11 protein-coding genes are annotated in these 13,344 nt (G+C 34.9%); 9 read left to right on the top strand and 2 right to left on the bottom strand.

The window, feature by feature from the left end; all coding sequences use genetic code 11:
* Positions 1 to 36: 36 nt before the first annotated feature.
* Entirely contained in the window at positions 37 to 1,314 is a 1,278-nt protein-coding gene (ilvA, locus tag HNP25_RS01065; protein WP_184128856.1) for a threonine ammonia-lyase, read from the bottom strand.
* A 70-nt stretch (positions 1,315 to 1,384) separates the two neighbouring features.
* The gene (locus HNP25_RS01070; protein ID WP_184128859.1) at positions 1,385 to 2,269 is read right to left on the bottom strand and encodes an AraC family transcriptional regulator; all 885 of its coding nucleotides are present in this window, start codon (positions 2,267 to 2,269) and stop codon (positions 1,385 to 1,387) included.
* A gap of 223 nt (positions 2,270 to 2,492) precedes the next feature.
* On the opposite strand from HNP25_RS01070, the gene ilvC reads away from it, so the two are divergent.
* From ilvC to HNP25_RS01115, 9 genes are all read left to right on the top strand, one after another.
* On the top strand, positions 2,493 to 3,977 hold the full coding sequence (ilvC, locus tag HNP25_RS01075; RefSeq protein ID WP_184128861.1) for a ketol-acid reductoisomerase: 1,485 nt from the start codon (positions 2,493 to 2,495) through the stop codon (positions 3,975 to 3,977).
* A 201-nt stretch (positions 3,978 to 4,178) separates the two neighbouring features.
* Positions 4,179 to 5,186 (top strand): outer membrane beta-barrel protein, encoded by a 1,008-nt coding sequence (locus HNP25_RS01080; protein WP_184128864.1) that lies wholly within the window; start codon positions 4,179 to 4,181, stop codon positions 5,184 to 5,186.
* 162 nt (positions 5,187 to 5,348) lie between these two features.
* Positions 5,349 to 7,607: a RelA/SpoT family protein gene (locus tag HNP25_RS01085; RefSeq protein WP_184128867.1), complete on the top strand. Its 2,259-nt coding sequence runs from the start codon at positions 5,349 to 5,351 to the stop codon at positions 7,605 to 7,607.
* 107 nt (positions 7,608 to 7,714) lie between these two features.
* Positions 7,715 to 8,215, top strand: a complete 501-nt coding sequence (locus HNP25_RS01090; protein WP_184128870.1) for a Fur family transcriptional regulator — start codon at positions 7,715 to 7,717, stop codon at positions 8,213 to 8,215.
* Between the two features lie 284 nt (positions 8,216 to 8,499).
* Positions 8,500 to 9,780: an adenylosuccinate synthase gene (locus HNP25_RS01095; RefSeq protein WP_184128873.1), complete on the top strand. Its 1,281-nt coding sequence runs from the start codon at positions 8,500 to 8,502 to the stop codon at positions 9,778 to 9,780.
* A gap of 76 nt (positions 9,781 to 9,856) precedes the next feature.
* Positions 9,857 to 11,083 carry an AAA family ATPase gene (locus HNP25_RS01100; RefSeq protein ID WP_184128876.1) on the top strand — a complete coding sequence of 409 codons (1,227 nt, stop codon included), beginning with the start codon at positions 9,857 to 9,859 and terminating at the stop codon, positions 11,081 to 11,083.
* Positions 11,084 to 11,087: 4 nt separating this feature from the next.
* Positions 11,088 to 11,747, top strand: coding sequence for a phage tail protein (locus tag HNP25_RS01105; protein WP_184128879.1), 660 nt, complete (start codon positions 11,088 to 11,090; stop codon positions 11,745 to 11,747).
* Entirely contained in the window at positions 11,744 to 12,268 is a 525-nt protein-coding gene (locus HNP25_RS01110; protein WP_184128882.1) for a YkgJ family cysteine cluster protein, read from the top strand. Before HNP25_RS01105 ends, HNP25_RS01110 begins: the two co-directional genes overlap by 4 nt.
* 163 nt (positions 12,269 to 12,431) lie before the next feature.
* Positions 12,432 to 13,343: an ROK family protein gene (locus HNP25_RS01115; protein ID WP_184128885.1), complete on the top strand. Its 912-nt coding sequence runs from the start codon at positions 12,432 to 12,434 to the stop codon at positions 13,341 to 13,343.
* The last annotated feature ends 1 nt before the right edge of the window (position 13,344 follow it).

The following is a 13,344-nucleotide window of genomic DNA, read 5'->3' on the forward strand; positions in this document are numbered from 1 at the left end:
GTAAAAAGGTATCAGTGTTGGCTGATACCTTTTTTATTACACCAACACCGAAAATAAATCAGGTTGTTCGTTCAATTTTTGATAGACTATGTTTTGTTCGACCATTCTTGCTAGTAATGGCTCATAGTCCTCTTTGTGTTTCAGTTCAATGCCTAGCAATACTGGACCAGATTCCCTGTTTGTCTTTTTCTGATATTCAAATAAAGTAATATCATCTTCTTCGCCCAACACATTATTTAAAAAATTCTTCAAAGCACCCGCTCTTTGTGGAAAACGAATGATGAAGTAATGTTTCAGCCCTTCATAGAGTAAAGAACGCTCTTTGATTTCTTCGGTACGAGTAATGTCATTATTTCCACCAGAAACCAAACAAACAACATTTTTTCCTTTGATTTCATCTTTCATGAAATCTAAAGCTGCAATAGTTAATGCACCAGCAGGCTCTGCTACAATCGCCGATTCATTATATAATTCCAGAATTGTTGTACATACTTTACCTTCTGGAACGAGGATAATATTGTCCAGTGTTTCTTTACAAATATTGAAAGTTTTTTCACCAACACGTTTCACGGCTGCACCATCTACAAATTTATCAATGGTTTCCAATTCAATTACATGACCAGCTTCAAAACTAGCTTTCATTGATGCTGCCCCAGCAGGTTCAACTCCTATGATTTTGGTATGGGGAGAAAGTTGCTTGAAAACGGTAGAAACACCAGCCGAAACGCCACCACCACCAATCGCCAAAATGATATAATCAATTTTAAAATCTGAATCTTTAAAAATTTCAAGTCCGACAGTCGCCTGACCAGTAATTACGTCCATATCATCAAAAGGATGCACATAAGTAGCGTTGTGTTCATCACAATATTGCTTGGCAGCGTTTGAGGCATCGTCGTAAGTATCGCCTACCAGCATTACTTCAATATCATCTTTTCCAAACATTTTTACTTGTTTGATTTTCTGATTTGGCGTAGTAGTTGGCATAAAAATCGTGCCTTTTACTTTCATTTTATGGCAAGCATAAGCCATGCCTTGGGCATGATTTCCCGCAGAGGCACAAACGACTCCTTTTGCCAATTCTTCCGCAGAAAGCCTAGCCATTTTATTGTATGCTCCTCTAATTTTGTAAGAACGAACGATTTGTAAATCTTCTCTCTTTAAAAAAATATTAGCCTCATAACGTTCGGAAAGAACAATATTTTCGGTAAGTGGAGTATGAACTGCTACGCCACGAAGGCGTTCAGCCGCTTCGTAGATGCTTTCAAGTGTTGGGAATATAGAATCGTTTTTTTGATCTGTTTTATTAGCCATGTTGATGAAATAAAGCCTTTAATTTTATTTTACAAATATATGATAGTTTGTAAGGAATAAATGCCTTTCCTTATTTTGAAAGTGAATTTCTGAATTCCAAAGGTGATTGATTCGTCAATTTTTTAAAATACTTCGAAAAATACGATTGGTCTGAAAAGTTTAATTGATAGGCAATTTCAGAAATTCCTAAATCGGTATGCGTTAGAAATCTTTTAATTTCCATAATCATTCTATCATTAATTAAATCAGTTGACGTTCTACCTGTTACACTTTTTACCGTTTCGCTGAGGTAGTTTGGCGTAATAGAAAGTAAACTGGCGTAGTCTTTCACCGATAAATTTTCTTGACTTTTTTCTTCAATCAATTGTTTGAAACGTTTTACTAAAATTTTGCCTTTGTTGGTTTTATCGTCATAATTACTGAGTGGATAAATTCTTTTGCATTGAATCAAAATTAAATCTAACAAAGCCCGAATGGCTTCTTCTGAATCTGTCAGATTTTGTTGATTTTCATAAATCGCATTTTTGAAAAGTTCTGTAAGTACTTGTTTTTCGGTTTCATTTTCCAAATAAAGCGGTGGTGTTTCTTGATTCAAATTATAGAAAAACGGTAGCTCAAACAGTTTATAAGGGTCGGTTTTATTAAAGTGATAAAACGATGAAGTAAACAAAAAGATATAACCTTTTACGTCTTCGGAAAGATACAATTCATGGATTTGTCCGGGAGAAAGGAAAAAAATTGTATTAGGTTTTACGGGATAGTTCTGAAAATCAATGGTATGAATACCTTCTCCTTGTGTGAGAAAGAGAATTTCATAAAAATCATCGTGGCGATGTGGATAAGTTACTTTAAAATTTCGGTTGATGTCATAATGCTCAATCTGAAACTGAATTGTTTTCTCAGATTTATTATTAAATCTATCAATGCTATAAACAGGTATTTCAAGTTGTTTCATTTGATAAAATTACACAATTGATTTTTTCTGTAAAAGTTTTAAAATCATCTGTTTAAAATAAAAAGGATTTGGTTAAATATAAAGTAACCATGAAAAGTACCTAAATTAAACATGAATTTACCAATCATTAATTAATGATTTTTATCAACTTTGTGCATATTTCAGCAATGCTGTCTCATTCTAAAAGTTAGACAGCGTTTTTAAAATCAAAAACATTCAAAAAATGGCAAATTATTTCAATACTCTTTCATTAAGAGAAAAATTAAATCAGTTAGGTGTTTGCGAATTCATGGATAACACTGAATTCACAGACGGAGTAAGTGCATTAATCGGAAAGAAAATCGTAGTAGTAGGTTGTGGTGCACAAGGATTGAACCAAGGTTTAAACTTGAGAGATTCAGGTTTAGATGTTTCTTACGCTTTACGTCAAGAAGCAATTGATGGCAAGAGACAATCTTGGAAAAGTGCTACTGAAAATAATTTCACAGTAGGAACTTATGAGCAATTGATTCCTTCGGCTGATTTAGTAATCAACCTTACGCCAGATAAACAACATACTTCAGTTGTAACTGCTGTAATGCCTTTGATGAAAGAAGGTGCTACACTTTCTTATTCACATGGTTTCAACATCGTTGAAGAAGGAATGCAAATCCGTAAAGATATTACTGTAATCATGGTTGCTCCAAAATGTCCAGGTTCAGAAGTACGTGCTGAATACGTTCGTGGTTTTGGTGTGCCTACTTTGATTGCTGTTCACCCAGAAAACGACCCAGAAGGAAAAGGTTGGGCTTATGCAAAAGCTTATTGCGTTGGTACAGGTGGACACCGTGCGGGTGTGTTGAAATCATCTTTTGTAGCAGAAGTAAAATCTGACTTAATGGGTGAGCAAACTATCCTTTGTGGTTTATTACAAACAGGTTCTATCCTTTGCTTCGACAAAATGGTTGAAAAAGGAATCGACGCTGGCTATGCTTCAAAATTAATCCAATACGGATGGGAAGTAATCACGGAAGCTTTGAAACAAGGTGGTATAACTGCGATGTTCGACAGACTTTCAAACCCTGCGAAAATTCAAGCATTTGAAATTTCTGAAGAATTGAAAGACATCATGCGTCCCTTGTTCCAAAAACACCAAGACGACATCATGAGCGGAGAATTCTCTTCAACAATGATGGCTGACTGGGCTAACAACGACAAAAACTTATTGACTTGGAGAGCTGCCACTGGCGAAACTGCTTTTGAAAAAACGCCAGCAGGTGATGTTAAAATTGCAGAGCAAGAATATTTCGATAACGGTTTATTGATGGTTGCTATGGTTCGTGCAGGTGTTGAATTAGCATTTGAAACAATGGTTGAAGCAGGTATCAAAGAAGAATCAGCTTATTACGAATCATTACACGAAACGCCACTTATCGCAAACACGATTGCTCGTAGAAAATTATTTGAAATGAACTCTGTCATTTCAGATACTGCTGAGTACGGTTGTTACTTATTCGACCACGCTTGTAAGCCTTTATTAGCTGATTTCATGAAAACTGTTGAAACAGATATTATCGGTACAAACTTCAATGCAGGTAAAGATAATGGCGTAGATAACAGAACTATCATCGCAGTAAACGAAGCACTTCGTTCACACGATATTGAATTTGTTGGTGCTGAGTTGCGTCAAGCAATGACAGATATGAAAGCGATTTCTACTGTTGCTTAATTATGATTTTGTAATATTTTTTAATGGAAAAACTCCTGAGGAAACTTAGGAGCTTTTTCGTTTTATAGGAAAACAAAAGGAATTTAGAGAAATAAAATTGTTTGAAGAAGATAGATAGAAAGTAACGTGGCTTAATTTGTGAAATTCTTTGTATTTTTATAGCTATTTGCTCGTTTAAAAATAAAATAGACCGATTTAAGGATGTCAGTAAGAAACTTTTATAAAATAATGATTGCTCTATGCCTGTGTTTTCAGGCATTTTCACAAAAAAAGCTATTTGAAAAACATTCTGATATTGCTTTTGGAATAGGAACAGCAAATTATTATGGAGATATTGTTCCTATTAATCGACCTATACAATCTACTTTACAAAATATACGTTGGAATGTCTCTTTTGATTTAACTAGACATTTTACGCCTAGATTTTCGGGAAATGTTGCACTTACTTGGGTAAGAATTGCTGGGGATGATAATAAGCTAGAAGGAGTTGCTATTCAGCAAAATGCCTTTATGAGAAATGCACATTTCAGAAACGATATACAAGAATTGTCTTTCAAAGGTATTTTTAATATTGTCAAAGGAAATAGGAATTTCCCCAAAAGAGCAACTTTATCGCCGTATCTATTTTTAGGATTTGCCTTTATACATCATAACCCAGTCGCTAGAGTTCCTCTTAACTATAGTGGTACTGACGCTGTTCCAGGTGAATGGGTTAGCCTTCAGCCACTTCATACAGAAGGACAAGGACTACCAAGTAACCCAAAATCAAAATATGAGCAATTTGCATTGAATTTCCCACTTGGCTTTGGATTAAATTACAAAATAAACAGAAAGTTTGATTTAGGAGTTGAAATAGGGATTCGTTACAATTTAACGGATTATCTTGATGATATTGGAGGTAATTTTGCTAGTTACAATGAATTACTTACAATAAGTCCACTGGCTGCAGCTATGGGGCATCGAGAATACGAGTTGATTGCTGCTAATTCAGGCAAAAATAGAGAAGCCGCTATTCGTCAATATTTAGCTACAAATGTAAATCCTGCTTATGCTAACCCTGCATTGACTCCCACAAGTACTTTTCCTGAAATTTTTGGAAAAGGCTCAACCAGAAATGGTGCAAGTAGGCTAGATGATATTTATCTATTAACCACTTTCAGATTAATTTACCATATAGCTCCCCAAATCAAATGTCCAGTAGTTCAATAACATTATTGTGACTAATTATCAATCAGGACTTTACTTTAATTTCTGAAAAAAGCATTTACAAGTCTATAAAATTAAATAGACTTCCATTTGTCGTTTCCCTTAAAATTCGCTAATTTAGATTAAACACTAATTTACAGTCTTTCAAAAAATACTCATTTGTCCTTGAATAACACCGTGGAAGTAAAAGAAATAGATTTAGAGCAAGAACGAAAAGAGATCCTAAAGCGATACCGAAAATTACTCAATATTGCCCGTCCTTATTTGCAAGATGACGATGCTAAACTGATTAAAAAGGCTTTTATGCTATCCGCCGAAGCTCATAAAGAGATGAGGAGGAAATCTGGTGAGCCTTATATTTATCATCCGATTGCAGTAGCTCAGATTTGTGTTGAGGAAATTGGTTTAGGTGCTACTTCTATCATGTGTGCTTTATTACATGATGTAGTAGAAGATACAGAAATTGAGTTGACAGAAATTGAGGCCATTTTTGGGAAAAATGTGGCTAAAATCATTGATGGGCTTACAAAAATTACGGGTGTTTTTGAATACGGAAGTTCGCAACAAGCAGAAAATTTCCGTAAAATGTTGCTTACGCTTTCTGAAGATATACGTGTAATTCTTATCAAACTTGCCGACCGTTTACATAATATGCGAACGCTGGGAAGTATGCCACGGGATAAACAGCTGAAAATCAGTTCTGAAACTTTTTATTTGTATGCACCATTGGCACATCGTTTGGGGCTTCATGCTATCAAATCTGAATTAGAGGATTTATGTTTGAAATATACTGAGCCAGAAGCCTATAAAGACATTGCCAAAAAGTTAAAAGAAACGAAAACTTCCAGAGAGAGTTTTATCCAAAATTTTATTCGACCGATTGAGAAAGATCTTAATTTGATGGGTTATAAACACATCATAAAAGGTCGTCCGAAATCAATTTATTCGATTTATCATAAACTGAAAAAGAATAATACTCCTTTTGAGGAAATTTATGACCTTTTTGCGGTTAGAGTAATCTTAGATGTGCCAACTGAACAAGAGAAATCTGCTTGTTGGGCGGTTTATTCAATGGTTACTGACCATTATAAGCCTAATCCAGAACGTTTGAAAGATTGGATTTCTAACCCAAAATCAAATGGTTATGAATCATTACATACTACAGTAATGAGTTCTGGGCGACGTGGGCGTTGGGTAGAAGTACAAGTTAGAACCACCAGAATGGACGAAATTGCTGAAAAAGGTTTTGCCGCTCACTGGAAATATAAAGGAAACGATACTCGTACAAACAAGGCTTTTGAATCTTGGTTAAGCCAAATCCGTGAAGCCTTAGATACTTCTGATAAAACGCAATCGGCTGTTGATTTAGTTGACGATATAAGAAGTAGTTTATACAATGATGAAATTTTTGTTTATACACCAAAAGGTAAACTCATAGTGCTAAAAGATGGTGCAACAGCATTGGATTTTGCATTTGAGATTCACTCAGAAGTAGGAGCGAGGTGCATTGGTGCGAAAGTAAATAATAAGCTAGTCCCTTTGAGTCATAAGCTCAAAACTGGCGATATTATTGAGTGTATGACTTCTGCCAAACAAAAACCATCAGAAGATTGGTTGGCTTTTGTGGCGACTACGAAGGCGAAAGCTCGCATCAAAGATTATATTAAAGAAGCCAACAAACAGCACGTCATCATGGGGCGTGATATGATTGAACATCGCCTGAAAGTATTGGGTATAAATACCTTAACGCTTGAAATTACCAATCAGCTTCGTGCGTATTTTAATGCAAAAGATTCTAATGATTTATTTTATCGTTTCGGAAAAGCTTACATTAGTTTAGATGAAATCAAAAAATGGAAATCAGACCGTGAAGCTCATGAAAGAAAGCAAGCCACCAAAACCATTCAGGAACCGTTAACGAATACTAAAAATATCGTTAAAGAACTTAAAAAGTTGCATGGTGATGTGAAAAATTCCGATGCAATTTTGATTGGAGAAGACATGGACAGAGTAGATTATACACTCGCAAAATGTTGTAATCCTATTGCTGGGGATACAGTTTTTGGTTTTGTTACGATTAATGAAGGCATTAAAATTCACAGAACGTCTTGTCCGAATGCAACCGAATTATTATCTCGTCATGGCGATAGAGTAATCAAAGCTTTGTGGACTAGCCAAATAAAAATGTCGTTCGTAGCTCATTTAATCATCCGAGGAACTGACAGAATGGGATTAATGAACGATGTGACAAGAGTAATTTCGCAAGAATTAAAAGTAAATATTCAAAATTTATCCATTGGAGTAAAAGAAGGAATTTTTGAGGGAAAAATCGCATTAATGGTTCAAGATACGCAACATCTTGAAACACTTGTTCAATCTTTAGAGCAAGTAGATGGTGTAATTCAGATTGAAAGAGGAGAGTAGAATTTCGTTTTCTCTTAAAAATTGATTTATTTTACTTTCCAAAATTGATTTAGTCTAAGTATTAAATCAATTAATTTTATTTTTTGTTTTTCTGAAAACAGTCAGTAATGCCATCAAACGCCACATTAGAGGCAGTAAAGAAGATTTTTACTGCTTATCTTGAAAATAAAAGTCTTCGAAAAACTCCAGAACGATTTGCCATTTTGGAGGAAATATATACAAGAGATGACCATTTCGATGTTGAAGAATTGTATATTTCGATGAAAAATAAGAAATATCAGGTCTCACGTGCAACAGTTTATAACACATTAGATGTACTTGTGGAATGTGATTTAGTTTCAAAGCATCAATTTGGTCGAAATCAGGCTCAGTATGAGAAATCATACGGACGCCGCCAACACGACCATTTGATTTGTACCGAATGTCATCATGTTACAGAATTTTGTGACCCAAGAGTGCAAACGATACAATCAATGGTTGGAGAAATGTTACAGTTTAATGTAATGCACCACTCTTTGATTTTTTATGGAGCTTGTACAAAAACTGAATGCGAACATAAAAAAGCCATGTTAGCTGAAAGAGAAATGTCTAATAGAGATCATAATTAGCACAATTTATCAACAATATAAAATCTGCCATATTATTCGAGTTATGAATGATTTGGCAGATTTCTGTTTTTCAGAGGTTTTTTTTTGAATACTCAGCACTAAAACCACAGCATTATTGAAATTCTTGTGAGGTTTTATTTTTAGTTTGTTTATCTTTGCGACTTTGATTAGGTGGTTTATTATTTTTTGATTTTTCTGTTTCCTGTCATCTTAACGTCAGGAGGGAGCTGGTCTGCCACCGCCAGATGCTTTCGATGTGAGAATGACAACCAAAAAACAAAAAAATGGCAGTAGATGTATTGTTGGGTTTGCAGTGGGGTGATGAAGGAAAGGGTAAAATTGTTGACGTTTTAGCCCCTAAATATCAAGTAGTTGCACGTTTTCAAGGTGGGCCAAATGCTGGACATACCCTTGAATTCGATGGGTTTAAACACGTTTTGCATCAAATTCCTTCTGGAATTTTCCGCCAAGATGTTCAAAACATTATTGGTAATGGCGTTGTACTCGATCCAATTATTTTCAAAAAAGAAATAGATGGACTTGCTAAGTATAATTTGAATGTATTAGCCAATTTAGAAGTTTCTAAAAAAGCTTCTATTATTCTTCCTACACACCGTTTATTAGATGCTGCCTACGAAAAAGCGAAAGGTGACGCTAAAATTGGTTCGACTTTAAAAGGAATTGGGCCAACTTATACAGATAAAATTTCTCGTCAAGGTTTAAGAGTTGGTGATATGATTTCACCAAATTTCAAAGCAAAATATGATGCTTTGGTGGCTCGTCACAAAGCGGTTTTAGATGTTTATCATTTTGAATACGACCTTACTGCGGCAGAAGCTGATTTCTTTGAAGCCGTAGAGTTTATGAAACAATTCCGTTTGGTGGACTCTGAGTATTCAGTAAATCATGCACTAACGGCTGGAAAAACAATCTTGGCAGAAGGCGCACAAGGAAGTTTATTAGATGTTGACTTTGGTTCGTATCCATTTGTTACTTCTTCAAATACCATTACAGCGGGTGCTTGTACAGGTTTGGGGGTTGCTCCAAAAAATATTGGTGAAGTTTACGGTATCTTCAAAGCTTACGCTACACGTGTAGGTTCTGGACCATTCCCAACTGAATTGATGGATGAAGTTGGTGAAAGAATGCGTCAAGAAGGTCGTGAATTTGGTTCAACGACTGGTCGTCCTCGTCGTTGTGGTTGGATAGATTTACCAGCCTTGAAATACGCTATGATGATTAATGGCGTTACGCAATTGGTAATGATGAAAGCTGACGTATTGAATATTTTTGAAGAAATTGAAGTATGCGTTGCGTATAAATTGCCAGACGGAACAATCACTGAGCAATTGCCTTACGATATGACGGATACGATTGTAGAACCAGTTTACCAAACTTTGAAAGGTTGGAACTGTTCGTTAGAAGGTTTAAGAACTTTTGAAAGCCTTCCAGCAGAATTGACTGGCTACATTAATTTCTTAGAAGAAAAATTAGGTTTGCCAATCAATTTCATTTCAACAGGGCCAGACCGTGACGAATGTGTATTGAAAGGTGCATTGGCTTAATCTCCAATATAATATTTCCAAAAGGTTCGACAGTTTTTTTGTAAATTGTCGAACCTTTTTATTTAATAATAGCAAGATGGTCAAAGAAGTAAGGATACAGAATTATAAATCGGTTCAAGATTTAACGCTTGAATTAGGACGTGTCAATATTTTGATAGGGGCAAATGGTTGTGGAAAAAGTAATATCTTGGAAGCAATCGCTTTTGGCTCGGCTGCGGCTGAAAATAAGTTAGGGAAAGAATTTTTAAGTGCAAGAGGGATTAGAGTTACTGAGCCTGTTTTAATGAGAAGTGGATTTATAAAAGATACATTACAAGATAAAATAATTATTGAGTTAAGTTTAAATGATAAGGTTATTGTATTTCATCTAACCAATGAAAATCAAGTTTTCAGCGAATGGGCTTCTCATATTCTAACTCGTGACAGGATTGTAAAAGATATGTCATACTCTGAAGTAACAATTTTAGAAAAAGAAATAGAAGCACAATTTAAGATTATTAATACACTTGAAGGTTTATTAAAAAAGGGGGAGATTGACGAACTTTGGGGAAAACAAGAAATCGCTTCTTATAAAATGAGAATCCATAAGTTGACAAATGATTTTGTAAAGGAGAAAATAAAACTAAAAGAAAAAGTAGTTGATTTTGAATCCTTCCTAATCTACGCCCCAGAAAATACTTTTCTAAGAAAATTTGAGGAAGAATCTCAAATAGAACCTTTAGGTATTAGAGGCGAAGGCTTATTCAAATTACTTTCTGTGATGAGTCAGGAAACACCAGAAGAGTTTCAAGAAATTATTGAAAATTTGGAATTAATCGATTGGTTTGAAGGCTTTGAAATTCCTAAAGATTTGGTATTTACTGAAAGAAGAATCAGAATAAAAGACCGTTTTTTGGAAGAGGGACTCCAATACTTCGACCAACGAAGTGCTAATGAAGGCTTTCTGTTTTTGATGTTTTATTTTGCTTTATTTATTTCAAAATACACGCCCAAGTTTTTTGCTATTGATAATATTGATACTTCGCTGAATCCAAAATTATGTAGCGAATTAATCAAAATACTAAGCAAATTGGCTAAAAAGCACGATAAGCAAGTAATTTTTACAACCCATAATCCTGCTGTTTTGGATGGACTCAATTTGAATGATGATGAACAACGTTTGTTAGTTGTGTCAAGAAATAAAGATGGACATACCAAAACAAAAAGAGTTCTACCAATTGCTACTCCCGAAGGAGAAATCCCAGTTCGACTTTCAGAACAATTTATGAGAGGCTACATTGGTGGTTTACCAAAAAACTTCTAAAACCATGACACTATTTGGACTTGTAGCAGAAGGTCCTTCAGACCATGCCGTATTGGAAAATATTTTAATAGGTATGTTCGAGGATGACATTTCTGATGAGATAACTCCTTTACAACCTATTCGTGATGCCACAAATGAAGATGAAATCAAGAAATTTGGTGGCTGGTATAAAGTGTTTGAATATTGTCGTTCCCAAGATTTTAGAGATGCCTTTCAAAGTATTCAGTATTTGGTCATTCAAATTGACACTGATGTTTCTGAGCAAACTCACTTTGACGTAAAGAAAACAGATAAAGAAGGCAAAAAGCTATCACCAGAAGAATTGATAGAAAAAGTAATAGATAAATTTAAGCTAAGTATTTCGGAAGCTTTTGGAAAAGAGTTTTTTGACAAAGTAATTCATAGAATCATTTTTGCCATTTCAGTTGATGAAATTGAATGTTGGCTATTACCAATTTATTACACCGATAAAATTAAAGAATCCATCAACAATTGTGATTACAAACTTCATCAAAAAGCTGGAAAGTTTGAGAAGAATTACAAAGATTACGATAAAGTTTCAAAAGAATATCGTAAAGGTAGAGTACTGAAAAAACTTTATCCTTTAAATCCCAGCCTAAAGATTTTTATAGAATCCGTTTTAGAGAAAAATATTACCCCATGATATACACAGAAGAAAATATAGAAGCTTTCAACGAGCAAGCTCGCTTGAAGTTTCCTGAAAATAAAAAGTTTTTTGATAGACTTAAAAATAAAAAAATCAAGAAATTGGACGAAGCTTTTCATCCTGTTCATGAGGAAGTTTTTGATGAAGTAGATTGCCTAAAATGTGGAAATTGTTGTAAAACGACTAGTCCGATTTTTACGGATATAGACATCGACCGCATTGCAAAACATTTACGTATTCGTCCTGCACAATTGGTAAAAGAGCATTTGCATTTGGATAGCGATCATGATTATGTACTCAACGTTACGCCTTGTACTTTCTTGGGTTCGGATAATTATTGTTCAATTTATGATGTCAGACCAAAGGCTTGTAGAGAGTATCCGCATACGGATAGAAAGAATATTGCAGGAATATTGCCGCTTACTTTAGAGAATACTAAAGTTTGTCCTGCGGTTTTTGAAATTGTTGAACAATTGAAAAAAGCGGGTTTAGGGAATAAGGGAGGGATAGTAGAATAGATTTGGTGACATAAAATGCTAAAAAAGTACAAATAGTTCCCATCAATAATACAGGATAGTGCATAAAAAGACGTAATTCGTTTTTAGTTTGTATTATCCACTGATAAAAATTCCGTATTTTTGAGACCACAAAACTTTTACTATCACTATACAATACAAAATAATGGCGGCAGTCGAGTACTTAGGCATAGACATTGGCGGAACGAATGTCAAAATGGGCATCGTAAATTCAGAAACGGGTCAGATAACTAACTTTTATAGTCACGATACTGTGAGCTGGCGAAAATCGGGACATTTTGAAGATCGTCTTGGAGAAGCAATCGGATTACAATTAATCGATAATAAAAATATCACAAAAGTAGGTATCGGTTTGCCAGGAATGATTAATTCAGCTAGAGTAACACCTATCGAGATTACTGCAATTCCTGAGTTGAACAATGTTCCTTTGGTTGAGATATTAAAAAAACGTTTTCCTACAGTTGATTTTTTCCTTGAAAATGATGCAAATGCTGCGGCTTTGGGTGAGTTTTATTTTGGAGAAGAGCGTATTGACGAAAGCTATATATTTATTACTTTAGGTACTGGAGTAGGCGGAGCAGCCATTATCGGTAAAAAAGTATTTACTGGAGGTAGAGGTAATGCTATGGAGCCTGGTCATACTCCTTCGGTAAACGGTAAAGTTTTAGAAAGAAATATTGGTAAAAATGAGCTTTTAGACCTTGCAAATTCTATGAGAAAAGAGTTTAGAGGTATTACGCTTTTACCAGATGATGGTACGATTTCTACGACTGGCTTAGTAGCTTCGGCCTCTGAGGGCGATGTACTAGCATTACAAGTATTCGCTAAAGTAGGAGAGTTGCTTGGAGAGAATTTATGTCATTTAGTGGCGATTCTTGATATTAATTTAATCTTAATTGGCGGAGGTTTATCGGCTTCATTTGATTACATTTTACCATCTATGACAACTAAGATGGAGTACTGGTTGACTAAATATCATGCTGATGGTTTGACCATCAAACGTGCTACTTTAGGCAACGATGCAGGTCTTTTAGGAGCTGCTTCACTATGTTTTTAAT

This window comes from Arcicella rosea (assembly GCF_014204325.1).
Taxonomy (GTDB): Bacteria; Bacteroidota; Bacteroidia; order Cytophagales; family Spirosomataceae; genus Arcicella; species Arcicella rosea_A.